Origin of the sequence: Micromonospora sp. DT178 (genome assembly GCF_049841695.1) — a bacterium.
Classification (GTDB): Bacteria; Actinomycetota; Actinomycetes; order Mycobacteriales; family Micromonosporaceae; genus Micromonospora.
The window spans coordinates 313,022-336,128 of the sequence record NZ_JBNCKV010000003.1; the positions used below are offsets into that span (position 1 = coordinate 313,022).

Sequence of the window (23,107 nt, forward strand, 5' to 3'; positions counted from 1 at the left end):
CGCAGTCCAGCCTAGCCGCCGCAGCCCCCGCCGCACGGGACCGCACACCTGGTCCGACGCCAGGCGCGCAGGCGATCGACGAGCCCGCCACTCGACCAGTCGACGCCGTCAGCGGTGTTCCGGCACCGCCATGCCGACGGCGGTGAACGGCTCGGTGAGCACCTGGTACTGCTCGCCGGTCAGCTTGCTTCGGGCCTGAATCGCGCGGGCCACGCTGCCCGTGGCAGCTATGGCGTCCGAGAACAGGCCCGGCGAGTGGGCGTCGAGGTCTGCCAGCCGCGCCCGCAGCCCCGACCGCACCGCGTTGTCGATCTCCGAGTTCTGTGCGGCGGAGACCCTGACAGCGCTGCGTGCCGCCCGCCCACCCTCCGAAAGCAGATCGAGCAGACGTTCCCACGCCTGCGCGAGGACCTCGGGCGGCAGCACCACGGCCTGCTGCACGAACCGCCGGGTCGCCTCGTCGAGCACCGTCATCCGTAACCCCTCGCAAACCCCTCGGAAGCCCCGCGAGGGTAGCCCGGCGATCCGACAGAATCCTGGGCCGTCAGGTGGCAACGGAAAACTGGAACAGTGCGCCGGATCCGCGCCCGGGCACGTCGGCGATGCGACGTGTGCCGTCGCCCGGCATCGCCAACAGACCGATGCACAAGCCCCGCCGGCGGCAGTCGTCCTGCAGACGGAGGGTTCGTGCGCCAGGCGTCGAGGTGAGACCCCACGCCGGGATCTCCCCGTCAAGCTGGACGAACATGGCCAGCAGGTGTCACGCGGCCATCTCGGACGGCGCCTTCTCCGCGAGGTGGTGGAGCGCGTGGCCCCACCCTTCGCCGGTCTCCCCCGTCAGGGTGAATGGCAGGCCGCTGTGCCGCAGGGTCAGCGTCACGCCGTCACTTTCCGGTGTCAGCGTGATCTCCACCCTGGAGGCGCCGGCCGGGATGGCGGGCGCGCCGGGGGTGGCTTCCCAACCAAAGGTGAAGATCATCCGCTCGTACGGCTCCAGCTCCACGAACCGCCCGCGCATGATCGGACGCGGACCTTCCTGCATCCGCACCACCAGGTTGCCTCCGGGACGGGGATCCACCTCGGCCTCTCCCCACCACCGCGCCAGCCGTACCGGGTCGGTGAAATGGCGCCAGACGGTTTCCGGCCGGGCTCGGATCCACACCGTCTGCTCGATCGTGCTGTCGGTGCTCACCGTGGCTCCTCCACGTCTTCGGGTCTGCGTTCTTCCTCTTCGGCGAGCTGCTTGAGGCGGTTGAGCGGCGCCGACCACATCGTCTCGAAGAATCTCGCCGCCTCGGCCAGCCCTTCGTGACGCATCCGGTAGAACCGACGGTTGCCCGCCCGGTGGACATCGAGCAGGCCGGCCGAGAGCAGTATCCGCAGGTGCTGGGAGACCGCGGGGCGGCTGATGCCGGGGAAGTGGCGGGCGATGTCACCCGCCGACACCTCCCCCTCTCGCACCAGGACAAGGATCGCGCGACGCGTCGGATCGGCGACCGCCCGCAACGCCTCGTCCATCACCCACCGCCCTTCATCGGTTGCCTGCCGTCCCGGATCCATGTAAGCATTTAAGCAACATCTTACATTCCTAAGAGGGGTGAGTGCCATGGCCCGGAACCCGACGCCGCCGATCGAGAACAGGCGCCTCAACGCGCTGGTCGGCCGCTGGCATTCCCGGGGGCAGACGATGGCGGCCGATCCGTCCGCCCCGACGATCGAGATCGCCGGGGCGGACACCTACGAGTGGCTGGCTGGCGGGTTCTTCCTGGTCCACCGGGTCGACGTGCGGATCGACGATGATCACGTCGAGGTCATCGAGATGATCGGCCCCTACGACCCGTCCACGGGCACCTACCCCATGCGCTCCTTCGACAACCAGGGCGCCTTCGTCACCATGCGGGCAAGTGTCGCCGACGACGGCGTGTGGACCTTCTCCGGCGACACCGAACGCGCCACCCTCGTCATCGCCGACGACCACGCCACCATGTCCGCGACCTGGGAACGCACCGACGACACCATTACCTGGCAGCCCTGGATGACCATGTCCTTCACCCGGCCTTCCTGACTCGACCGACGACGGGGAGGCCTGGACAGCAACCTGTCCAGGACCGTCGCCGTCCCCGACACCGAGCGGCACAGCAGGCGATCCGCTCGCAGGAAACTTTCAGTACATCGATGACTGTGGTTGACTTCCGTCATGCGGAGAGCTCTCGTCTGGCTGGCGGCCGTGCTGGTCGCCGCCCCACTGCTCGTCAGCCCGGGAGTGGCCCAGGCTGCCACCACGACACCGTCGCTCGTCATCGCCAGCGACTTCCCGGACCCCGACGTCGTCAAGTTCGGCGGCACCTACTACGCGTACTCGACGAACAACGGCCACGGCAACGTCCCGGTCGCCACGGCCACCTCGCTGACCGGAGCGTGGACCAGGCGGCCCGACGCGATGCCGACCCTCGGCGCCTGGGCCAACGGGGGCCTGACCTGGGCGCCCGACGTGTCCCAGCGGGCCGACGGGCGTTACCTGCTCTACTACACCGCCCGCAGCCGGGCCACGGGCCGGCAGTGCCTGGGCGCGGCGCTGGCCACGTCGCCGCTCGGCCCGTTCACCTCCGTCGGCACCCAGCCGCTGGTGTGCAACGCCGGCGAGGGCGGCGACATCGACGCGGCGAGCTTCACCGACAGCACCGGCCTGCGTTACCTGCTCTACAAGGACGACGGCAACGCCATCGGCCAGCCGACGAGCCTCTGGCTGCAACGGGTCGCGGCCGACGGGGTGACCCTCCAGGGCGCCCGGGTCGAGTTGCTGCGCAGCGGTCGCGCCGAGGAGGGCGGCATCATCGAGGCGCCGGTGCTGACCAAGGTCGGCGCGCAGTACGTGCTCTTCTACTCCCTCGGCGGCTACGGCGGCGACGGCTACCAGACCAGCTACGCCACCTCTGCCTCACTGACCGGCCCTTACACCAAGGCGTACCGCTCGCTGATGACCACGGCGTCGCTGGACTCGGCCGTGCGGGGGCCCGGCGGGGCGGACGTGGTGCGCGAGGCGGGCGGCGACCACATCGTGTTCCACGGCTGGATCAACAACTACTCCGCCCGGGGCATGTACGTGGCGGCGCTGGGCTGGGCCGGCGGGAACCCCGTGGTGCGGGGCAGCCGGGTGCGGTACGAGGCCGAGCGCGGCGGGCTCAACCGGTGCGCCGTGCGCGCCGCCCCGAACACGTCCCAGGGACAGGTGGTGGCGTACATCGACCACGCGGACAGCTGGGTCGAGGTCACCGTCTTCGCGCCCCGGGCCGGCGGCTACCGCGCCCACGTCGCCTATGCCGCCGGCTACGGCGACGCCCAGCACACGCTGACGGTCAACGGCGCGAACCCGAAGGTCGTCACCTACCCCAACACGGGCTGGGACGTCTGGCGCCAGGTGGGCGTCGACGTCACGCTCAACGCGGGCTTCAACACCCTCCGGTTCACCCACCTGAGCCGCTGGGCGGAACTCGACTTCGTCGAGGTGGCGTAGCCCGCGCCGGGAACGCGTGGAGATCTTGGTGGAAAGGTGCCCCTCCAAGGGCCGTTTCCTACCAAGATCTGCATGCGGAGTGGGGTTCAGGCCCCGGCGGCAGGGGCGGTCAGCACGAAGGTCTCCAGGGATTCGCCGCCGTACCAGTCCGTGCGGCGGCCCACGTGGGTCATGCCGAGCCGGCGGGCCACCGCCATCGACGCCTCGTTGCCGGGCGCCACGACGGCGTACACCTCCCGCGTGCCGGCGGCCAGCTCCCGCGCCGCCGCCGCCCGGGCCGCCTCGGTGGCGTACCCGTGGCCCCACGAGTCGGGGTGCAGGTGCCAGCCCACCTCGATGTCCTTGGTCGGCACGTTCTCGTCCCGGCCGGGCAGCGGCTTGAGCAGCACCGTGCCCGCCACCACGCCGGTGTCGCGGACCTCGACCGCCCAGGTGCCGTACCGGCCGCCGTGCCCCGCGTGCCGCTCCCGCCACATCGCGAGCCGGTCGGCGGCCTGCGCCGGGTCCGTCAGCGGCAGGCCGGGCGCGCCCAGCCAGCGGGTGACCTCGGGCCGGGAGTAGATGTCGAAGAGCCGGGCCAGGTCGGCCGGGTCCGTGGTCCACTCCCGCAGTGCCAGGCGCTGGGTGGTGAGAACGGTCATGGCCCGTGATCATAATGAGTGACGCGGGACGGTACGGGGAAAGAAGCCGCGATGGGCGGCGGATGGCGACGGGCGAAGCGGATCACCAGTGCGGCGTTCCGCCCGCTGCGGGGCCGGGACCTGTCCCTGCACGCCGCCGCCATCACCTTCTACGGGGCGATCGCCGTGGTGCCGGTGGCCCTGCTCGCGATCTGGCTGACCTCGCTGCTGGCGGGGGCCGAGCGGGTGCGCCGGCTCACCTCGCACGCCGTGGAGACGCTGCCGGACGCGATCGGCGCGCCCCACGCCGTGCAGGCGCTGGTCGGGGCCGGGGTGGGGCTGACCCCGCTGCTGGCGTTGGCGTCGCTGCTCCCGGCGTCGCTCTACGGCGAAGGGCTGCGCCGCGCCTTCGTCTCGGTCGCCGTGCCGCGCAGCGAGGAGTCGCTGGTCGGCTGGCGGGGCCGGCTGCTGCTGTTGCCCCTGCTGGCGCCGGCCCCGGCCCTGCTGCTGTCGATCCTGCTCGCGCTGCCCACGACCACCGGGTTGGTCCGGCAGGGCGGCTGGGCCGGCGCGCTGGGGGTGGTGCTGTCGTTCCTGGCGGTCTGGCTGGTGCTCACCCCGGTGCTGCTCTGGCTGTTCCGGGTGGTCGGCCCGGCGTCGCCGGACTGGCTCTCCGCGCTGGCCGTCGGGTCGTTCACCGCCGCGAACCTCTCCGGTTTCCTGCACGGCTTCGTGCTCTTCGCCTCGCTCCCGATCGACCTGGGGGTGCCGTTCGGGGGCTTCGACGAGATCGGCGCGGGGGTGGCGGTCCTGCTCTGGCTCTACCTCTTCCACGTGATCGTGCTGGCCGGCTACTCCGCCACCCTCGCGCTGTCCCGGTGGCGCAGCGCCCGCTCCGGGGCCGCCGGCCCGGGCTCGTCGGACTCCTTGATGCCGAAGCGGCGGTAGACCCGGGCCAGCGGGCCGGGGGCCCACCAGTTCCAGCGGCCGAGCAGCCGCATCGTGGCCGGCACCAGCAGCGCCCGGACCAGCGTCGCGTCCACCACGATCGCCACGATCATGCCGATCCCGATGAGCTTGATGTACGCCATCTCGCCCGTCGCGAAGCCGGCCACCACGATGATCAGCAGCAGCGCGGCGGCGGTGATGATCCGCCCGGTGCGCTGGAGCGCGACGGCCACCGAGGCGGTGTTGTCGCCCGTGCGGTCCCACTCCTCGCGCACCCGGGAGAGCAGGAACACCTCGTAGTCGGTCGCCAGCCCGAAGAGCACGGCGAGCATGAGGATCGGGTTGCTCGGCTCGATGAACCCGGTCGGGGTGAAGCCGAGCAGGTCGGCGAAGTGCCCGTCCTGGAAGATCCAGACCACGACGCCGAACGACGCGCCGATCGACACCAGGTTCATCAGCACCGCCTTGACCGGCAGCACCACCGAACCGAAGGCGAGGAAGAGCAGGACCAGGATCGCGGCGGCCATCAGCAGGGCCATCCAGGGCAGCCGCTCGGCGAGACCGTCGATCAGGTCGAGGTCGACGCCGGGCCGGCCGCCGACGAGCACCTCGGCGTCGGCCGGCGGCGGCAGGTCGCGCAGCGCCCGGACCACGTCGTGCGCCGCGTCGCCGGTCGGCTCGCCCGGGTAGGTCACCGTCAGCAGCGTCGACGCGCCCCGGTTGGCCGCCACCTGCACCCCGGTCACGCCCGGCACGGCGGCCACCCGGTCGGCGAAGGGCTGCACCTGCTCCGGGGACGCCCCGGAGACCAGCACGTCGATCGGCGCGATCGTGCCGCCGGGGAACTCGGCGGCGATCCGCTCGGAGACCACCCGGGGCTCGGCGGTCGCGGGCAGCACCCGGTCGTCGAACCCGCCGAACTCCATCCGCAGGATCGGCGTGGCCAGCAGCAGGAGCAGCACGGTCACCCCGACCAGGTAGCGCACCGGGCGGCGCATCACGCTGTGCGCGATCCGGGCCCAGGCGCCGCCCGTCCCACCGTTCGCCGGCCGCGCACCGCGCGCCCCACGCCGCCACGGCAGCGGTACGCGCAGCGCGTCGATCCGGTGGCCGAGCACCGCGAGCAGGGCCGGCAGCACGGTCAACGCCGCCAGCATGGCGACCAGCACGGCGGCCATCCCGCCGAGCGCCATCGAGCGCAGGAACGCCTGCGGGAAGATCAGCAGGCTGGCCATGGCGGTCGCGATGGTGAGCCCGGAGACCAGCACCGTCCGACCGGCCGTGGCCATGGTGCGCCGGATCGCGGCCGGGGTGTCGTGCCCGGCGGCCAACTCCTCGCGGAACCGGCTGACCACGAAGAGGGCGTAGTCGACCGCCATGCCCAGGCCGATCAGGGTGATGACGTTGATCGCGAAGACCGACACGTCGGTGACCATGTTGACCAGCCGGACGGCGACGAACGCGCCGAGGATGGCGAGCCCGCCGATCAGCAGGGGCGTGGAGGCGGCCACCAGCCCGCCGAAGATCAGCACGAGCAGCACCAGGAGCACCGGCATGGAGAGCAGTTCCGCGCGGGTGATGTCCTTGGTGGTCTGGGTGTTCGACTCCTGAAGGGCCGCCGTGGCGCCGCCGACCTCGGTCCGTACGCCGGGCGCATCGAGCGCCGGCCGCAGCTCCTCGTACGCGGCGGCCTTGTCGTCCTTGTCGGCGGCCCGGAGCTGGACCAGGGCGTAGGTGGCCCGGCGGTCGGTGGAGAGCAGCACGGGGGCCTGGGTGTCGTACCAGGTGGTGACGCTGGTGATCTCCGGACGCTCGCGCAGCCGGGCGACGGTGGCCGCGACCGGGTCACGGAAGGCGGGCTGGTCGACGGTCGAGGCGTCGCTGGACCAGAGCACGACGAGGTCGGCCCCCTGCGGCCCCAGCTCCCGGGTGATCCGCTCGGCGGCCCGACTGGACTCGCTGGCCGGGTCGTCGAAGCCGCCGCCGGTCAGCTGCCCGAAGACCCCGACCCCCCAGGTGGAACCGACCGCGACGAGCACCAGGGCGGCGGCCAGCACCGACCAGCGCAGCCGCACGACCATCTGTCCCCACCAGGCGAACATTCGCCTCCCCCTCCGACGACGGCTACGCTGTGACCATCGCTTATTTGAGTGAACGCCGTTAACTATCGCAACGGCGGTCGTTTCGGTCAAGGGAGTCAGCCGGATGGGCGCACCGAGCCGACGGGAACGCCTGCGCTCGGCGACGGTCGCCGAGATCAAGGACGGGGCTCGGCGGCTGCTGGTGACGGGCGGGGTCGACGCCGTGTCGCTGCGGGCCATCGCCCGCGACATGGGCATGACCGCGCCGGCCATCTACCGCTACTTCCCCAGCCTGGAGGCGCTCGTCGCGGCGCTGGCCGGCGACCTCTACGACGAGCTGCGGCTGCGGCTGGAGGCGGCCCGGGACGACGCCGGGGGCGAGCCGGTCGACCAGCTACTGGCCATGTCCCGGACGTTCCGCGCCTGGTCCGTGGCGCACCCCGCCGAGTTCGGGCTGATCTTCGGCGCCCCGACCCCCGGGCGCAACGCGCCCGTCGACAACGGCGCCGATCCGGACCACCCCGGCGCCCGCCTCGGCGCGGTCTTCGTCCGACCGATCCTCGACCTCTGGCGCCGCTCCCCCTTCCACACCCCGCCGCCCGAGCTGCTCCGGCGGCACCTGGGCGGGCGGCGGCTGGAGCCGCTGCGGCTCAGCCACGGCGAGGTGCCCGTCGAGGTCGCGTACGCCTTCCTCTCCGGCTGGACCCGGCTCTACGGGCTGGTGGCCATGGAGGTCTTCCACCAGTTCGACTGGGCGGTCACCGACGCCGAGGCGCTCTTCGAGCTGGAGCTGGAGACGTTCACCGCCCAACTGCTGGCCGACCCACCCACGGGCGACGACGGGCCCTCCTGAGGGACAGGGCCGGCGTCTCCGGCGGCCTCTGGGGCCGGCAGATCGGCGGGACGGGCTACCGCCGGAGCGCCCGGGTCCGCTCCCGGTGCCCGGCGCGGTCGGGCCGGCCGATGTGGCTGCGCTCGCGCCAGGACTCACCGAGCCAGAGGTGCGGCGCGTAGTGGCGGACCGCCGCCACCGCCATGGGCACGTCCGCGGCCTCGACCCGGAGCCGGTGGCGCAGGCGGGGCAGCCCGGGACGGAACGGCTCCTCCTCGCGCACCAGCGTCCACAGCACCGGGTCGTCGCGGTCGACGGGGCCCGCCGGGTACAGCTCCAGGGAGTGGAAACTGGACCTGTGCCCTGGCTGTGGAACAGGCCGACGCCGGCGAGCGTGCGCCACGGTATGACCTGGCGCCGGGTGCCCGTGTCGAACCACATGCCGGCGTGGTCGACGAGGATCCTCGTCCGCCGCTGCCGCCAGAACGCCACGAGGAGCAGGCCGCCCGGCACACCGAGGGCCGCGAGCATGCCCGCCGCGACGAGCCCCGCCATGGGTGACCGTGGCTGGTGGCTCCCGCCGATGACCGCGACGGCCGCGACGAGCCCGCCGACCCCGGCCAGGACGAGGAGCAGGGCGATGGGCAGCCCGATCCGGGCGCGACGCCGCCCGGTGGGTATCACCGCGGCGTTCGGGGCGGGGGCGGGCGCGGTGCAGGGTGCTGCCATGGCAGGCAAGCCTAACGGGACCTACCTGCCCTTCCACCTGCCCTTCGTCATGATCCACACTGTGGGCCCACGGCGCACCTGTGGGCCACACGGTCGCCCCCGGGGCACCGGGCTCACCGGTCGAGGGGCCGCCGACGACGAGAGGCCGACAGGCGGCGAAGGGCTGACCGGTGGCGGCTGCGGGCAGTAGGCTCCCCCGGCATGGGTGACGAGCTGCCGCCCCGGGCCGACGTGGTGATCGTCGGCGCCGGGCACAACGGTCTGGTGTCCGCGATCCTGCTCGCCCGCGCCGGGCTGGACGTGCTGGTGCTGGAGGCGGCGGACGTGATCGGCGGGGCCACCCGCACCGAGGCACCGTTCCGCAGGGTGCCGGGGCTGCGCCACTCCACCGGGTCGTACCTGCTCGGGCTGATGCCGCCGGAGCTGCTCGCCACGCTGGACGTGCGGATCCCCGTGCTGCGCCGCGACCCGCACTACTTCCTGCCCACCCCCGGTGGCCCCGGCTCGCCGTACCTGCTCTTCGGCAGCGACACGGCGGCCACCCGGGCGCAGCTCGCGGAGTTCTTCTCCCCCGCCGACGTGGCCGCCGACGACGCCCTCCAGGCCGAGCTGGCCGCGCTGCGCGACGACCTCGCCCCCGCCTGGCTGGCCGGGCCGCTGCCCGTCGAGGAGACCGCCGAGCGGCACGTCCGGCCGGCGCTGCGACAGGTCTTCGTCGACCTCGTCCGCGGCTCGGTCGCCGACCACCTGGCCCGCTTCGACTTCCGCTCCGAGCTGCTGGTCAGCATGTACGCGGTCACCGACGGCCTCTCCGGGCTCAACGCCGGCCCCGACGACCCCGGCACCGGGCACAACTTCCTCGTCCACAACATGTGCCGGCTGCCCGGCTCCGACGGCACGTGGATGATCACCGAGGGCGGGATGGGCACCGTGTCGCGCGTCTTCGCCGACGCCGCCCGGGCCGCCGGCGCGACGATTCTGACCGGCACGCCGGTCAGCGCGATCACCCTGGACGGCGGCGCGGCGGGCGGGGTGGTCCTCGCCGACGGGCGGGAGGTCGCGGCCCGGGTGGTGCTCGGCGCCTGCGACCCGTACCGGCTGATGGACCTGCTGCCCGACGGCGCGCTCCCGGCGCCGCTGGCCGACCGGATGGCGGCGGTCCGCCGACCCGGCACCACGCTCAAGCTCAACCTGGCGCTCACCGGCCTGCCCCGCTTCTCCTGCCTGCCCGGCGACGCGGCGAGCCCGTTCGGCTCGACGATCCACCTGCTGCCCGGCTCGGACTCGCTGACCGGCGGGGGCGGCGAGCCGCCGATGGCGGCGCTACGCGCCATGTGGGCGGACGTGCAGGCGGGGCTGCTGCCCGACGAGCCGACCATCGAGTGGTACCTGCACACCACCGTGGACCCGTCGCTGTCGGACGGCCGGGGGCACCACTCGTCGGCGCTCTTCGTGCAGTCGGTGCCGTACGAGCTGGCCGGCACCACCTGGGACGAGGCGCTGCCCGGCTACGTGGACCGCCTGATCGGGATCTGCGAGCGGTACGCCCCCGGCACCGGGGACCTGATCGCCGACGCGGTGCCCCTGCCGCCGCCCGGCATCGAGGCGCACTTCGGGATCACCGGCGGGCACATCCACCACGTCGACAACACGGTCTCGTTCACCGACCGGATGCCGTACGCCACGGGGGTCGACGGCGTCTACGCCGGCAGTGCCGGCTGCCACCCGGCGGGCAGCGTCATCGGCGCCGCCGGCCACAACGCCGCCCGCCGCATCCTCACCGACCTCGGCCGCTGACCTCGCCGCCGGCGGGGGGCAGGTCGCCGGGACGGTGCACGAGGGAGAGACCGAGGAGCAGCAGGTAGAGCAGCAGGCTGAGGATCGCGTTGACGAAGACGAAGGCGAAGGCGATCAGGTAGAGCAGTGGGCGCAGCAGCAGGCGCCGCGCCACCGCACGGGCCAGCCGGGGATCCAGATCGGGGTGGAGCAGCCCTCGCCGCCGCGCCCACCACCAGCTCAGGTTGAAGCAGACCGACTCGCCGAGCACGGTGCCGAAGTAGAGCGCGGCGGTCAACCGCTGCTCGGGCGGCTCGCCGCGCAGGTTGTCCGACAGCAGGTCGGCGGTGAACGGGATCGCGGCCACGAAGAGCAGCACGAGCAGGTTGAGCACCAGCAGCAGCTGATCCACCCGGACCACGTACCGCCACATGTTGTGGTGGCCGATCCAGATCTGGCCGGCGATGCCGAAGGTGATCACATACGCCAGGTAGGACGGCCAGGCATGGGCGAGGGCGTCGGGAAGCTCCCTCCCACCGGCCCTGGCCGGGCCGTTCTGGAGCAGTTCGACGGCCATCACCGTCAGCACGACCGCGAAGACGCCGTCGCTGAACGTCTCCACCCGGGAGGCGTCCCGGGCCATCTCCCGGTCACGTCGGTACCGGTACCCGCTCCTGCCCACTCCCTCGGCCACGCCGCCCCCTCTTCGACCTGATGGTCACCCGGCGGGGGCGGCGGGCGCGGGGAAATCGCCGTTAGCTGGCCGCCCCGCCCGCCGGGGCGGGGGTCTGCTGCTCGCCGGCCCGGTGCGCCCGGACCTTGTGGCCGACGCTGGTCAGGCAGCGGCCGCTGGGCAGGTCGAACTTCCAGCCGTGCAGTTGGCAGGTGAGCTGGTCGCCGTCGACGATGCCGAACCGGGTCAGGTCGGCCTTCAGGTGCGGGCAGCGCCGCTGCACCACCCAGTCGCCGAGGGTGATGTCCTCGCCGTCGCTGGTCCGCTCGTGCTCGTCGTACCAGCCCTCGGCGTACTGGAGGCGCTCCGTGGAGAGGCACTTGAAGAAGGCGTAGACGAACTCGTTGTACTGGCCGATCCGGGCCGCCGAGAAGCGGCAGGAGAGGAAGAGGGAGTTGACCCAGTCCACCTCGCCGATGTGCAGCAGGTGCTCGATCAGCGCCCGGTCGGTACGGAACCGGTAGCGGACCTTCTCGTCGGCGTACGGCCGGACCTGCTTGCCGGGGAAGTCCACCACGATCGACTCAATCGTCTCGCCGCCCGAGTCGTCGGTGCCCACCAGGTCGAAGCGGACCGGGCCGCCGACCCCCTTGGCCAGGTAGATCGACTCCTCCAGCAGGGGCTCGACGCGGCGCTGCATCTCCTTGAGCACGTCCACCTCGGGGTGCCGCCAGGACGCCTTCTCGGCCTCGATGACGGGCCGCTTGCGCTCGCGCATCTCCTCCAGGTGGGCGACCTTGTTCGCGAAGAACTCCTCCACCGGCACCGGGTGGCTGGTCTCGCAGCTCTCCGTGGTGACCTCGGCGACGCTGCCCGGGAGCAGCACGACGCCGTTGGTGCCGCCGACCTTGGCGTACTCGCTCAGGAAGACCGACTGGTCGGGGAAGATGTTGCCCTCGTCGCCGTGGATGTCGTTGAACTGCCACAGCTCGTCGTCGAGGAAACAGGGCGGCCCGGCGATCGGGAAGACGTGGTCGGCCTTCAGGTCGTCGATGTAGCGCCAGGTGCGGTCGAACTGCCGGTCCCGCTTCTGCTTGCCGAACGCCGTCTTCGCCGCCTGCGGCAGCTCGTAGACCATCGGGTACCAGATCGCGCCGGAGAACTGGAGCATGTGCGCGTGCACGTGACCCAGCTCGGCGAAGACGCTCAGGTCGGTCGGGCGGGCGTCGTTCTGGTTGAGCAGCCGGACCCCGTCGTACTCCACCCACAGCGAGGAGTCGCCGATCGGGCCGTCGGTCGGGCTGGTCAGCGCCTGGATCATGATCTTCAGGCCGCCGTCCAGCTCCACGACCTGCTCGTTCGGCGCCTTCAGGAACTTGGTGAAGCCCAGCTCCCGCAGCTCGTCCTCCATCTCGGAGGTGGGGAACGCGGGCAGCAGCACGGTGGCCGACTTCGACACGAAGCGCTTCAGGTGCGCCGCGTCGAAGTGGTCCCGGTGGAGGTGGGAGACGTAGAGGTAGTCGACGTCGCCGAGCGCCTCCCAGTCGAGCAGGGAGTTGTCCGGAAACGGGAACCAAGAGGCGAAATAGGCCGGATTGACCCACGGGTCGCACAGGATGCTGCCCGCGGCCGTGTCGATCCGCATGCTGGCGTGCCCCGTACCGGTCACTCGCACCGCAGTTCCCCCTCAAAACGACAAACAAGGTGTACGCCAGAAACGCTACCGGAGGGAGTCTGGCGACCTACCCGCGACGCCGGTAGTGCCGATGCGCCCGGGTGGAGCCGGGCCCTTGGTCCCGACCTGCCGGCCCTCGTACGTCCTCCGGTCCGACGCCCGCCTCGCCCGGTCGGATCGTGCGGTCCGCCCCATCGGTCGGACCCAGCGCCGGGCCCGGCGCGGGGCGTGCCAGACTAACCGGAGATCCGATCGCGAGGGAAGGACCGACAGTGGCAGGAAGCGAGCCGGTAACGTCGCCAGACCAGCACAAGCCCGGGCACCGCAAGTCCGGGCGGATCGGCGCGGTGGTCTCCGCGCTGGCCCTGCTGGCGATGCTCTGCGGCAACCACGAGGGCAGGGTCGAGAACATCTGGCTGATCGGCCTGGCCGTGCTGCTGCTGCTCATCGTCATCGGCGACACCGTGCTGCGGCGCAACGGCCTGCGGTCCTGACCGCACCCGCGTCAGCCGGCGTCGCACCGGTCCGCGCGCCGGAGACCACACGCACGAGGGCCCGCCCCCGACCGGGGAGCGGGCCCTCGCCGTACGCGGATCAGCGGCCGAACAGGATGTCCTGCACGTCCTTGAGCGCGGCGTCGACCTCGGCCTCGAAGTAGCCGCCGGGCACCAGCCCGAAGCGCAGCGTGTCCAGTTCCTTCGGGTTCACCGGCATCGGGTTGCGCCCCTGCATGCCGCCCAGCAGCGTGTCGAAGAACCGGTCGACCTGGTCGGGGTCGTACCCGCTGCCGAACCGGCGCACCTGGAAGCTGCGCCGGATCTGGTCGACGCGGTAGAGGTCGCTGCCGGGCGGGCCGGCCATCGGCGGGCCACCGACGGGTGGGCCACCCACGGGTGGGCCACCGACCGGCGGACCGCCGACCGGCGGGCCGGCGTGCGGTGGGCCGGCGTGCGGTGGGCCGGCGTGCGGTGGGCCGGCGTGCGGTGGGCCGGCGTGCGGTGGGCCGCCGAAGCCCGGCTGCGGAGGGGGCCCGGCCGGGCCCCGGCCCCGCAGTTCACGCAGGTCCCGCTCGGGCATCCGGATCTCGGCGGTCATGTCGGCGCGAGCACGCCGGCCGGCCTCGAACCCGTCGAAACGCGGCTCGTCGCCGTAGCCACCGGGGCCGTCGCCGTAGCCGCCCGGACGGTCGCCGTAGTTACCCGGGCCGTCGCCGTAGCCGCCGCCCGGACCGTCGCCGTAACCACCGCCCGGCGCGTCGGCGTACTTGCCCGGACCGTCGCCGTAGCCGCCGCCCGGACCGTCGGCGTACTTGCCCGGACCGTCGCCGTAGCCGCCGGGGCGGTCGCCGTAGTTGCCGGGGCCGTCGCCGTAGCCGCTGGGGCCGGCGGGCAGGCCGCGCGGCGGCGGGGCGCCGTGGCCCATCGGGGCGCCCGGTCCCATCGGGCCGGGGCCGCCGGGGCCGCGCGGCGGCTCGTAGCCGCCCCGGGGGGCGTCGTAACCACCGGCGAAGGCGCCGGTGGGCTCGTCGTAGCGGCCGTAGCGGTCGCCGGGCGGACCGGCCTGCGCCGGCATCGGCCGGGGCGGCATCGGCTGCGGGACCGGCGACATGCCGCGGTCGTCGCGCACCGGCGGGCCCATCCGGTCCGGGGGACCCATCCGGTCGGGCGGACCCATGCGGTCGGGCGGGCCGAGGCGGTCCGGCGGGCCCAGGCGATCGGCGTCGCGGGGGTCGCCGCCGCGGCCGCCGGCGCCACCGCGCTCCTCCAGCTCGGCCAGCTGCCGCTCGACCCGGTCGAGGTGCAGGTCGACCTGCCACTCGTCGTAGCCGTTGAAGCGGACCCGGAAGACGACGTCGTGGACCTCCTGGGAGGCGACGGGGGCACCCACCGGCCGGCCGTCGAGCGTCGCCTCGACCCGGTCCAGGAAGGCGTCGACCTCGTCGACCTTGTATCCCCGGCGGAGCGCCTTACGCCGGAAACGCTGACCCTGACTCGCCACTATGTCTCCTGGTCTCGTTCGCTACGCCCGGTCACGCCTTCTCCCCGGCCCGGTCGGTGTCGGTGTCCATGTCCTCGGCGGCGGCGAGCTGCCCGCACGCTCCGTCGATCTCGCGACCCCGGGTGTCCCGCACGGTCGTCGACACCCCGGCCTCGCGCAACCGCCGGACGAACTCCCGCTCGACCGGCTTGGGGCTGGCGTCCCAACGGCTGCCCGGAGTCGGGTTGAGGGGGATGAGGTTCACGTGGGTCAGCTTCCCGGCCAGCAGCCGCCCGAGCAGATCGGCTCTCCACGGCTGGTCGTTCACGTCTCTGATCATCGCGTACTCGATCGACACGCGACGCCCCGTGCGGGCCGCGTAGTCCCACGCCGCGTCCAGCACCTCGGACACCTTCCAGCGCTGGTTGACCGGCACGAGTTCGTCGCGCAGCTCATCATCGGGGGCGTGCAGCGACAACGCAAGGGTCACCGAGAGGTCTTCGCTGGCCAGTCGGCGGATGGCCGGGACCAGGCCGACCGTGGAGACCGTGATGTGACGCTGCGACAGCCCGAGCCCCTCGGGCGCCGGGGCGACCAGCCGACGGATCGCCGCGACCACCCGGGAGTAGTTGGCCAGCGGCTCGCCCATGCCCATGAAGACCACGTGCGACAGGCGCGGCGGAGAACCCGCCACCGCTCCGGAGGCGGCCACCCCGGCCAGGTAGACCGCCTGGTCGACGATCTCGGCGGTGGAGAGGTTGCGGGTCAGCCCCGCCTGGCCGGTGGCGCAGAACGGGCAGGCCATGCCGCAGCCGGCCTGGCTGGAGATGCAGACCGTGACGCGGTCCGGGTAACCCATCAGCACGCTCTCCACCAGCGAGCCGTCGTGCAGCCGCCAGAGCGCCTTGCGGGTCGCGCCGTCGTCGCAGGCCAGCTCGCGGACCGGGGTGAGCAGCCGGGGCAGGAGCTGGTCGGCGAGCTTCTCCCGGGTGGCGGCCGGCAGGTCGGTCATCTGCCCCGGATCACGCACCAGCCGACCGAAGTAGTGGGTGGAGACCTGCTTGGCGCGGAACGCCGGCTCCCCCAGCTCGGTGACCAGGGCCCGGCGGCCGGCGAGGTCGAGATCGGCGAGGTGACGGGGAGGCATCGCGGGCCGCCGCCCGGGGGCGTCGGGGTCTGCGGGGATCAGGGGCAAGCTCGTCATGGCGCGTCCAGTCTGTCACGCCGGACGGCCGACACACCCGTCCGGAGGTGCCGAATCGCCCCCCGCCGCCCGGGCGGGACCACTGACGACGGGTGATTCACGCCTCACTCCAGCACCGGGACGAAGACCGCCAGGAGCAGGTACGCGGTCGGCAGCGCGAAGAGGATCGAGTCCAACCGGTCCATCAGGCCGCCGTGCCCCGGGAGCAGGTTGCTCATGTCCTTCACCCCGAGGTCCCGCTTGATCATGGACTCGGCGAGGTCACCGAGGACGGCGGCGCCGGAGACCGCCAGCCCGAAGAGCGCGCCCCACCACGGGGCCACGTCGAGGAGCAGCCAGAGCAGCAGGGCGCTGCCCAGCGCCGCGGCGGTGACCGAGCCGGCGAAGCCCTCCCAGGACTTCTTCGGGCTCACCGAGGGGGCCATCGGATGCTTGCCGAAGCTGACGCCGGCGGCGTACCCGCCGGTGTCGGAGAGGACCACCGCGGCCAGCGTCACCAGCACCCGCAGGTCGCCGTCCTCGGGCACCGCCGCCAGCAGCGCGGCGAAGCCGCCGAGGAACGGCACGTACACCGCGATGAGGGTGGCGGCGGTCAGGTCACGCTGGAAGCCGCCCGGCCCGTCGCCGAGCCGCCAGACCATGGTGCCCAGCACCGTCACCAGGAGGCCGAGGCTGAGCGCGTCGGGACCGGAGAACCAGGCCAGCCCGACGGTGAGCACCCCGCCGGCGATCAGCGGCACCAGCGGCGGATGCGCGCCGCTGCGGCGTACCGCCCGGGCCATCTCCCACATGCCGACGGCGACCGCCGCGGCCACCACCACCAGGAAGGCGGTCCGGTAGAAGAACAGCGGCACCACGATCAGGGCGCCGAGGCCCACGCCGACGGCGATGGCCGCCGGCAGGTTGCGCCCGGCCCGGCTCGGGGCGGGCTGCTGGGTCGGGGGCCGGTCGGCACCGGCCCGGCGCCGACCGCGCTGCCGGCGGCCCGGGGGCCGCGCGGGCTCCGGCTCCGGCTCGACGTCCCGGACCGGTTCGAGCTGGGTGGTCGGGTATTCGGAGTCGTCGGGATGGTCGCGGTGGCCGTTCATCGCCGCCGGGTCACCGGCCGCCGCCACGTCGGCCTGCGGGCGGGAGCGGGCCGGCGCCTCGGCGTACGCGTCGGGGAGCACGGCGGGCCGGCGGTGCCACTGGCCCGGATCGATCTCGGGCTCCGGCCAGGGGAGGGCGGGCGCCGGTGCGGGGGCGGGGGCTTCGGGGCGGTCCCAGCCGCGGGGCTCGGCGCTGCCGTGGGGATCGAGGTGGGACATCACGCACCGAGCGGGACCGCTACGAGATCCACCAGATGACGCACAACCACAACCATTCCCCTACCCGCGCGACTGTTCCGTCCGGTCGACCCGCCCGACGGCCGGCCGATCCCCAGCGTTCACCGCAGGGTGGCCGGGAATCCTGCCGAGCCTACTGCACCCACCGATCCCTCACGTCGGACCGGCCCCGTGCCGGCCCTTCTACGACGGTGGCACCGGGCCCGCCGCCCGGATCGGACGGTGGAGCGCCGGTGCCACGATGCCGTCGTCGCCGGTGGAATGCCGGCGTACGGCTCACACCTCGAGAAGCTCGTTCTCCTTGTGCTTGACCAGGTCGTCGACGGCGGCGACGAAGCGCTGGGTCAGGTCGTCGAGTTCCTTCTCGGCGCGGCGGCCGTCGTCCTCGCCGACCTCGCCGTCCTTGACGAGCCGGTCCAGCTCTTCCTTGCCCTTGCGGCGGATGTTGCGGATGGCCACCTTGGCCTCCTCACCCTTGTGCCGGGCGACCTTGATCATCTCTCGGCGGCGCTCCTCGGTCATCTGCGGGAGCAGGATGCGGAGCTGGTTGCCCTCGTTGTTCGGGTTGGCGCCGAGGTCGGAGTCGCGGATCGCCTTCTCCATGGCGTTGATCTGCGAGTTGTCGTACGGCTTGATGATGACCATGCGCGGCTCGGGAACCCCGATGGACGCCATCTGGGGCAGCGGCGTGGGGCTGCCGTAGTAGTCGATGATGATCTTGGAGAACATGGCGGCGTTGGCGCGACCGGTGCGGATCGCGCCGAACTCCTCCTTGGCGTGCTCGATCGCACGCTCCATCTTCTCCTCGGCCTCGAGGAGGGTGTCGTCGATCACCGGTCTCCTCGCCTCCTTCTGTGCTCGTCGTGGGCTTGTCGTGTCGGAGGGACCGCTGAGGTCGGGGTCAGACCGCTCAGGCGGTGATCAGGGTGCCGATCTTGTCGCCACCCACGGCCCGGATGATGGTGTCGTCGCCCTGCGCGCCGAAGACCAGCATCGGCAGGCCGTTCTCCATGCACAGGCTGAACGCGGCGGCGTCGGCGACCCGCAGGTTACGTCGCAGCACCTCGGAGAAGGTGATCGAGTCGAACTTGCTGGCGGTCGGGTCGACCCGCGGGTCGGCGGTGTAGACGCCGTCCACGCCGTTCTTGCTCATCAGCACCACGTCGGCGCGGATCTCCAGGGCCCGCTGGGCGGCCACGGTGTCGGTGGAGAAGTAGGGCATCCCGGCGCCCGCGCCGAAGATCACCACGCGGCCCTTCTCCAGGTGCCGGATGGCGCGCAGCGGGATGTAGGGCTCGGCGACCTGGGCCATCGTGATCGCGCTCTGCACGCGCGTCTCGATGCCCTCCTTCTCCAGGAAGTCCTGCAACGCGAGGCAGTTCATCACGGTGCCGAGCATGCCCATGTAGTCGGCCCGGGCCCGGTCCATGCCGCGCTTCTGCAACTCCGCGCCCCGGAAGAAGTTGCCGCCGCCGACCACCACCGAGACCTGCACGCCGCGGCGGACCACGGTGGCGATCTGCCGGGCGATGGCCTGCACGACGTCCGGGTCCACCCCGATCGCGCCCCCGCCGAACACCTCACCGGAGAGCTTCAGCACCACCCGGCGGGCCCGACCGGGGGGTGGCGCCGTCGGATCGTCCGCCGCCAGACTCCGGTCACTCACAACCTGCGTCATCCGCCCCGCCCTTCCCCATGCGCACGTCCCGTACGCCCCGTACCGCGAAACTGCCGTAGCCGACCCTATGTGACGAGGAGGCCGCGGTGCCTGTCACGTACACCGGCGGCCTCCTCGTCGACGTTTCCCTGCCCGCGGCGCGCGGAGCGCCCGGGGCGGCTCAGGCCTGGCCGACCTCGAACCGCACGAAGCGGGTGACCTCGATGCCGGCCTCGGCCAGCAGCTGCTTCACCGACTTCTTGTTGTCGGCGACCGAGGCCTGCTCCAGCAGGACGTAGTCCTTGAAGAACGCGTTCACCCGACCCTCGACGATCTTCGGCAGGGCCGCCTCGGGCTTGTTCTCCTCGCGGGCGGTCTGCTCGGCGATGCGCCGCTCGGACTCGACGACGTCGCCCGGCACCTCGTCCCGGGTGAGGTACTTCGGCCGCATGGCGGCGATCTGCATCGCCACGCCCCGGGCGTCCGAGTCGGACGCCTCGTCGCCGGCCGTGCTGGTGTACTGCACCAGCACGCCGACCGCCGGGGGCAGGTCCTGGCTCTTGCGGTGCAGGTAGACGGCGGTGGTGCCGTCGAGCTTGGCGAAGCGGTTGAGCACGAGCTTCTCGCCGATCTTGGCGGACTGCTCCTGCACCAGGTCGGCGACGGTCTTGCCGTCCAGCTCGGTGGCGAGCAGTTCCTCGGCGGTGCCGACGCCGCTGCGCTCGCCGTGCTCCACCAGCTGCTGGGCCAGCTCGATGAAGGCGTCGGTCTTGGCGACGAAGTCGGTCTCGCAGTTGAGTTCGAGCAGCGCCTTGCCGGAGTGGGCGATCAGACCGTTGGCGGCCGTACGGCCGGCCCGCTTGCCGACGTCCTTGGCGCCCTTGACGCGCAGGATCTCGACGGCCTTGTCGAAGTCGCCCTCGGCCTCGGTCAGCGCCTTCTTGCAGTCCATCATGCCGGCGCCGGTGAGGTCGCGGAGCTTCTTGACGTCCGCGGCGGTGAAGTTGGACATGGCTCTCTCTTCGGTGTTGAGACTGCGGGTGGGTTGGTCCTGGTGCCGGTTACCCGGATCCGGGCGCGACGTGCCCGGCGTACCTGCCGCTCCCCGCCGCCCGGGAGAACGGGCGGCGGGGAAGCGGCGGTGCGGTCACTCCGCGGCGGCGGTCGCCGGCTGCTCGGCCGGCTGAGCCTGCTCGGCCTGCGGGGCCTGCTCGGCCTGGGGAGCCTGCTCGGCCTGCGGGGCCTGGGGAGCCTGCTCGGCCTGCGGGGCCTGCTCGTCGGCCTTCTTCGGCTCCTCGAGCAGCTCGCGCTCCCACTCGGCCAGCGGCTCGTCGGAGGCGACGCCCGGCTCCGGCTTCTCGTCGCTGCCACGACGACGGCCGGAACGGGCGATCAGGCCGTCGGCGACGGCGGCGGCCACGACCTTGGTCAGCAGCTCGGCCGAGCGGATCGCGTCGTCGTTGCCCGGGATCGGGAAGTCGACCTCGTCCGGGTCGCAGTTGGTGTCCAGCACCGCGATCACCGGGATGCCCAGCTTGCGGGCCTCGTCGACGGCGATGTGCTCCTTCTTGGTGTCGACCACCCAGATCGCGGCCGGGAGCTTCTGCATGTCCCGCAGACCACCGAGCGTGCGGGTCAGCTTGATCTTCTCGCGGGAGAGCTGCAGGGTCTCCTTCTTGGTGTAGCCGGCGGCGGTGCCGCTCAGGTCACCCAGAGCCTCCAGCTCCTTCATCCGCTGGAGCCGCTTGTAGACCGTCTGGAAGTTGGTCAGCATGCCGCCGAGCCAGCGGTGGTTGACGTAGGGCTGACCGACCCGGGTCGCCTGCTCGGCGATGGCCTCCTGGGCCTGCTTCTTGGTGCCGACGAAGAGGATGCTGCCACCCTCGGCGACGGTCCCGCGCACGAACGAGTAGGCCTTCTCGATGTAGTCGAGGGTCTGGCGCAGGTCGATGATGTAGATACCGTTGCGCTCGGTGAAGATGAAACGCTTCATCTTCGGGTTCCAGCGCCGGGTCTGGTGCCCGAAGTGGACACCGCTCTCCAGCAGCTGACGCATGGTCACGACGGCCATGGTGGGGTACTCCTCGTGGTCCCTGGTTGTCCCGCCCGGCCAGGCGGCCGGGCGTCCTGGCGCCCGGTCGGCGGCCATGGCGGGCCCGACCAAGATCGGGACCAGGGAGGCCGTCGCCCCACGACGGCTCGTGGAGAGGGCGCGCGAGGTCGACCGCGCGAGGCGGTCGCCAGTCGACCAGTGTACGCCCCTTCCCCGCCCCCGATGCCTCGGGTGCGGGGAAGGGGTCGGAACGCCCATTTCCGGCACTCGGCGCGCCCGCCCGGGCCGGTGCTCGCCGCCAGGCGGAGTGCGCTCGGATGGCCTCAGGCGGAGCGCTCTTCGAGGGCGTCAGGCGCGGCGTCGGACCCCGCCGGCGTCAGGCCCCGAGGGCGTCAGGTCCCGACGGCGTAGGCCCCGAGGGCGTCAGGTCCCGACGGTCGAGGGTCAGCCGACCGCGAGGGCGGCGGCGACGAAGAGCACCAGGCCCACGGTCAGGTACGCCGTCGGCGGGCGCAGCCAGCCCCGGCTCCCCTCCGCCAGCGACAGCCCGCCGGTGCGCAGCCCGTACAGGCCGATCGCGAAGATCGGCAGGCCGCAGACCAGGAAGATCCCCACCACGACGTCGGCGGCCGAGACCGGGTCGCCGGTCACGCCGCTGATCAGCACCCGCATCGCGGGCACCTCGAACACCAGGACCAGCAGGGTGAAGAGCGCGGCCAGCGCCGGCCGCCGGGTCCGGTAGACCCCGTCGCCCGCCGGCGCTCCCGGGTGCGGGGCGACCACCGGCGGGTACGCCGGCAGTTCCCCCGGCGCGAGGTCGCCGCGGGGCGCGATCGGCGGCATCGGCCCGGTCGGCATCTCCAACGGGTTCGGGGGCGCGACCGGCCGGACCTGCTCGTCGACCGGCGTCTCCGCCGGGTTCGCGGCCTCGGCCACCCGACCTGGCGCGACGATCGGATAGCCGCCCAGCGGGGCCGGGCGGGTGGGCTCCGCGGTCCGCTCCACGGGTCCCGCCCCGGCCAGGGCGTCGACGCCCGACGTCGACAGCGCGTCGCGGGTCTCCCTCGATTCCCGGGCGGCCCGCCGGCCCGGACGGTCGGCGGGCAGCTCACCGGAGACGTCCGGGTCCGCCTCGGCCCGACGCGAGCGGCTCGCCCGGTATCCCTCGGTCTCCGACCGGGCGTCCCCGAGCGGCGGCACCGCCGCGAAGCGCCCCGAATCGCCCTCGCCGAACCTTCCGGGCTCCGATCCCGTGACGGCGAACCGGCCGGAATCCTCGGGGCCGGTGACGGCGAACCGACCGGAATCCTCCGGTCCCGTCACGGCGAACCGGCCGGAATCCTCCGGTCCCGTCACGGCGAACCGGCCCGGGTCCTCCCGTCCCGTGGCCGCGAACCGGCCCGAGTCCTCCGGTCCGCCGAAGCGCCCCCGGTCGGTGTCGACGGCCCCGAAACGCCCCGAGTCGGGCTCGACGGCCGCGAAGCGCCCGGAGTCGGGCTCGACGGCTGCGAAGCGGCCCGAGTCGGGCTCCGCCGACGCGCCGAAGCGTCCTGGTTCACCGCGCCGGGTCCCCCTGGAGTCGCCGTAGCGGTCGTCCTCCGCGGCCCGGCGCTGCTCGGGGGCGTTCAGGTCGTCGTCCCGGTATCGGCTCTCGGCCGGACCGCGCCAGTCCGCCTCCCCGTAGCCGCTCTCACGGTCACGGTCACGGTCGCGGTCGCGGTCGGCCGGATACCAGCGCGACTCCTGATCTTCGACAAAGTTCCGTCCACGTCCGTCCACGTCCGGCACCGTATGCGACCGGCTCCACGGGCGCCATTCGCCCCCCGGGACACCCGCGCTCCCGCGCGCGTCGGTCACCGCGTGGCGCCGGTCGCAGACGGCGACGGGCGGGGGCGGCGGCGGGCAGACCCAGCTCAGCGAGTGCACCGCGTGGCTCCTGGCGGCGGTCCAGCGGGGCGGGCCGCGTAGCACGACGAGGGCATGATCGTCCGTCCGTCCACAGTGCCCCCGTCATCCACAGTTTCCGGGGCGCGGGGCGGCGGC

Annotated in this window: 22 protein-coding genes; 6 read left to right on the top strand and 16 right to left on the bottom strand. The window is 72.9% G+C overall.

The genetic code is table 11. The annotated features are described in order from the left end of the window. Nucleotides 1–108 precede the first annotated feature (108 nt). The 3 genes from ACLQ22_RS08020 to ACLQ22_RS08030 all read right to left on the bottom strand — a co-directional run bounded on the left by ACLQ22_RS08020 (nt 109) and on the right by ACLQ22_RS08030 (nt 1,560). On the bottom strand, nt 109–474 hold the full coding sequence (locus tag ACLQ22_RS08020) for a hypothetical protein (RefSeq protein ID WP_425691681.1): 366 nt from the start codon (nt 472–474) through the stop codon (nt 109–111). Nucleotides 475–760: 286 nt separating this feature from the next. Then, the gene (locus ACLQ22_RS08025; RefSeq protein WP_425691682.1) at nt 761–1,192 is read right to left on the bottom strand and encodes an SRPBCC family protein; all 432 of its coding nucleotides are present in this window, start codon (nt 1,190–1,192) and stop codon (nt 761–763) included. After that, nucleotides 1,189–1,560 carry an ArsR/SmtB family transcription factor gene (locus ACLQ22_RS08030; protein WP_425691683.1) on the bottom strand — a complete coding sequence of 124 codons (372 nt, stop codon included), beginning with the start codon at nt 1,558–1,560 and terminating at the stop codon, nt 1,189–1,191. The genes ACLQ22_RS08025 and ACLQ22_RS08030 overlap by 4 nt, the downstream gene beginning before the upstream one ends. Nucleotides 1,561–1,606: 46 nt before the next feature. Here ACLQ22_RS08030 and ACLQ22_RS08035 point away from each other — a divergent pair, with 46 nt between their 5' ends. Together ACLQ22_RS08035 and ACLQ22_RS08040 are read left to right on the top strand one after the other, a co-directional pair. Continuing rightward, entirely contained in the window at nt 1,607–2,065 is a 459-nt protein-coding gene (locus tag ACLQ22_RS08035) for a DUF1579 family protein (protein ID WP_425691684.1), read from the top strand. A 132-nt stretch (nt 2,066–2,197) separates the two neighbouring features. Continuing rightward, nucleotides 2,198–3,514 carry a family 43 glycosylhydrolase gene (locus ACLQ22_RS08040; RefSeq protein ID WP_425691685.1) on the top strand — a complete coding sequence of 439 codons (1,317 nt, stop codon included), beginning with the start codon at nt 2,198–2,200 and terminating at the stop codon, nt 3,512–3,514. An 86-nt stretch (nt 3,515–3,600) separates the two neighbouring features. On the opposite strand, the gene ACLQ22_RS08045 is transcribed toward ACLQ22_RS08040, so the two are convergent. Then, nucleotides 3,601–4,155 (bottom strand): GNAT family N-acetyltransferase, encoded by a 555-nt coding sequence (locus tag ACLQ22_RS08045; RefSeq protein ID WP_425691686.1) that lies wholly within the window; start codon nt 4,153–4,155, stop codon nt 3,601–3,603. A 51-nt stretch (nt 4,156–4,206) separates the two neighbouring features. Between ACLQ22_RS08045 and ACLQ22_RS08050 the strand changes: the two genes are divergently transcribed. Next, entirely contained in the window at nt 4,207–5,082 is an 876-nt protein-coding gene (locus ACLQ22_RS08050) for a YhjD/YihY/BrkB family envelope integrity protein (protein WP_425691687.1), read from the top strand. Here the strand turns inward: ACLQ22_RS08050 and ACLQ22_RS08055 are convergent. Further along, nucleotides 4,986–7,184, bottom strand: coding sequence for an MMPL family transporter (locus tag ACLQ22_RS08055; protein WP_425691688.1), 2,199 nt, complete (start codon nt 7,182–7,184; stop codon nt 4,986–4,988). The genes ACLQ22_RS08050 and ACLQ22_RS08055 overlap by 97 nt on opposite strands. Before the next feature lie 103 nt (nt 7,185–7,287). Here ACLQ22_RS08055 and ACLQ22_RS08060 point away from each other — a divergent pair, with 103 nt between their 5' ends. Next, complete coding sequence (locus ACLQ22_RS08060) at nt 7,288–8,016, top strand: TetR/AcrR family transcriptional regulator (protein WP_425691689.1); 729 nt, start codon at nt 7,288–7,290, stop codon at nt 8,014–8,016. Nucleotides 8,017–8,071: 55 nt separating this feature from the next. Here ACLQ22_RS08060 and ACLQ22_RS08065 read toward each other — a convergent pair whose 3' ends face one another. Beyond that, a complete protein-coding gene (locus tag ACLQ22_RS08065; RefSeq protein ID WP_425691690.1) occupies nt 8,072–8,398 on the bottom strand; it encodes a hypothetical protein in 327 nt (108 codons plus the stop codon). A gap of 527 nt (nt 8,399–8,925) precedes the next feature. On the opposite strand from ACLQ22_RS08065, the gene ACLQ22_RS08070 reads away from it, so the two are divergent. Next, nucleotides 8,926–10,521, top strand: a complete 1,596-nt coding sequence (locus ACLQ22_RS08070) for a phytoene desaturase family protein (RefSeq protein ID WP_425691691.1) — start codon at nt 8,926–8,928, stop codon at nt 10,519–10,521. On the opposite strand, the gene ACLQ22_RS08075 is transcribed toward ACLQ22_RS08070, so the two are convergent. Beyond that, nucleotides 10,502–11,143, bottom strand: coding sequence for a TMEM175 family protein (locus tag ACLQ22_RS08075; RefSeq protein WP_425691796.1), 642 nt, complete (start codon nt 11,141–11,143; stop codon nt 10,502–10,504). The genes ACLQ22_RS08070 and ACLQ22_RS08075 overlap by 20 nt on opposite strands. Before the next feature lie 112 nt (nt 11,144–11,255). Further along, nucleotides 11,256–12,848, bottom strand: a complete 1,593-nt coding sequence (locus tag ACLQ22_RS08080) for a Rieske 2Fe-2S domain-containing protein (RefSeq protein ID WP_425691692.1) — start codon at nt 12,846–12,848, stop codon at nt 11,256–11,258. 272 nt (nt 12,849–13,120) lie between these two features. On the opposite strand from ACLQ22_RS08080, the gene ACLQ22_RS08085 reads away from it, so the two are divergent. Then, complete coding sequence (locus ACLQ22_RS08085; protein WP_121396083.1) at nt 13,121–13,342, top strand: DUF2631 domain-containing protein; 222 nt, start codon at nt 13,121–13,123, stop codon at nt 13,340–13,342. Nucleotides 13,343–13,442: 100 nt separating this feature from the next. Here ACLQ22_RS08085 and ACLQ22_RS08090 read toward each other — a convergent pair whose 3' ends face one another. The 8 genes from ACLQ22_RS08090 to ACLQ22_RS08125 form a co-directional block, all read right to left on the bottom strand. Then, nucleotides 13,443–14,846 (bottom strand): DivIVA domain-containing protein, encoded by a 1,404-nt coding sequence (locus ACLQ22_RS08090; protein ID WP_425691693.1) that lies wholly within the window; start codon nt 14,844–14,846, stop codon nt 13,443–13,445. Between the two features lie 31 nt (nt 14,847–14,877). After that, the gene (gene rlmN / locus ACLQ22_RS08095) at nt 14,878–16,029 is read right to left on the bottom strand and encodes a 23S rRNA (adenine(2503)-C(2))-methyltransferase RlmN (protein WP_416605528.1); all 1,152 of its coding nucleotides are present in this window, start codon (nt 16,027–16,029) and stop codon (nt 14,878–14,880) included. A gap of 104 nt (nt 16,030–16,133) precedes the next feature. Beyond that, complete coding sequence (locus ACLQ22_RS08100) at nt 16,134–17,336, bottom strand: phosphatidate cytidylyltransferase (protein WP_425691694.1); 1,203 nt, start codon at nt 17,334–17,336, stop codon at nt 16,134–16,136. 294 nt (nt 17,337–17,630) lie between these two features. After that, complete coding sequence (frr, locus tag ACLQ22_RS08105) at nt 17,631–18,188, bottom strand: ribosome recycling factor (RefSeq protein ID WP_089001534.1); 558 nt, start codon at nt 18,186–18,188, stop codon at nt 17,631–17,633. Nucleotides 18,189–18,264: 76 nt separating this feature from the next. Beyond that, nucleotides 18,265–19,032, bottom strand: a complete 768-nt coding sequence (pyrH, locus tag ACLQ22_RS08110) for a UMP kinase (protein WP_091096741.1) — start codon at nt 19,030–19,032, stop codon at nt 18,265–18,267. A gap of 160 nt (nt 19,033–19,192) precedes the next feature. After that, nucleotides 19,193–20,023, bottom strand: a complete 831-nt coding sequence (gene tsf / locus ACLQ22_RS08115; RefSeq protein ID WP_425691695.1) for a translation elongation factor Ts — start codon at nt 20,021–20,023, stop codon at nt 19,193–19,195. A gap of 135 nt (nt 20,024–20,158) precedes the next feature. Continuing rightward, nucleotides 20,159–21,082: a 30S ribosomal protein S2 gene (rpsB, locus tag ACLQ22_RS08120; RefSeq protein ID WP_425691696.1), complete on the bottom strand. Its 924-nt coding sequence runs from the start codon at nt 21,080–21,082 to the stop codon at nt 20,159–20,161. Nucleotides 21,083–21,508: 426 nt separating this feature from the next. Beyond that, nucleotides 21,509–22,420, bottom strand: coding sequence for a hypothetical protein (locus ACLQ22_RS08125; protein WP_425691797.1), 912 nt, complete (start codon nt 22,418–22,420; stop codon nt 21,509–21,511). Nucleotides 22,421–23,107 lie beyond the last annotated feature (687 nt).

Coding starts and splice junctions, on each gene's coding strand:
- ACLQ22_RS08070 (WP_425691691.1), top strand. CDS start 8,926: ATGGGTGACGAGCTGCCGCCCCGGGCCGACGTGGTGATCGTCGGCGCC.
- rpsB (WP_425691696.1), bottom strand. CDS start 21,082: ATGGCCGTCGTGACCATGCGTCAGCTGCTGGAGAGCGGTGTCCACTTC.
- ACLQ22_RS08035 (WP_425691684.1), top strand. CDS start 1,607: ATGGCCCGGAACCCGACGCCGCCGATCGAGAACAGGCGCCTCAACGCG.
- ACLQ22_RS08050 (WP_425691687.1), top strand. CDS start 4,207: ATGGGCGGCGGATGGCGACGGGCGAAGCGGATCACCAGTGCGGCGTTC.
- ACLQ22_RS08055 (WP_425691688.1), bottom strand. CDS start 7,184: ATGTTCGCCTGGTGGGGACAGATGGTCGTGCGGCTGCGCTGGTCGGTG.
- ACLQ22_RS08100 (WP_425691694.1), bottom strand. CDS start 17,336: ATGTCCCACCTCGATCCCCACGGCAGCGCCGAGCCCCGCGGCTGGGAC.
- ACLQ22_RS08030 (WP_425691683.1), bottom strand. CDS start 1,560: ATGGATCCGGGACGGCAGGCAACCGATGAAGGGCGGTGGGTGATGGAC.
- ACLQ22_RS08040 (WP_425691685.1), top strand. CDS start 2,198: ATGCGGAGAGCTCTCGTCTGGCTGGCGGCCGTGCTGGTCGCCGCCCCA.
- ACLQ22_RS08045 (WP_425691686.1), bottom strand. CDS start 4,155: ATGACCGTTCTCACCACCCAGCGCCTGGCACTGCGGGAGTGGACCACG.
- tsf (WP_425691695.1), bottom strand. CDS start 20,023: ATGTCCAACTTCACCGCCGCGGACGTCAAGAAGCTCCGCGACCTCACC.
- ACLQ22_RS08075 (WP_425691796.1), bottom strand. CDS start 11,143: ATGGCCCGGGACGCCTCCCGGGTGGAGACGTTCAGCGACGGCGTCTTC.
- pyrH (WP_091096741.1), bottom strand. CDS start 19,032: ATGACGCAGGTTGTGAGTGACCGGAGTCTGGCGGCGGACGATCCGACG.
- rlmN (WP_416605528.1), bottom strand. CDS start 16,029: ATGACGAGCTTGCCCCTGATCCCCGCAGACCCCGACGCCCCCGGGCGG.
- ACLQ22_RS08060 (WP_425691689.1), top strand. CDS start 7,288: ATGGGCGCACCGAGCCGACGGGAACGCCTGCGCTCGGCGACGGTCGCC.
- ACLQ22_RS08020 (WP_425691681.1), bottom strand. CDS start 474: ATGACGGTGCTCGACGAGGCGACCCGGCGGTTCGTGCAGCAGGCCGTG.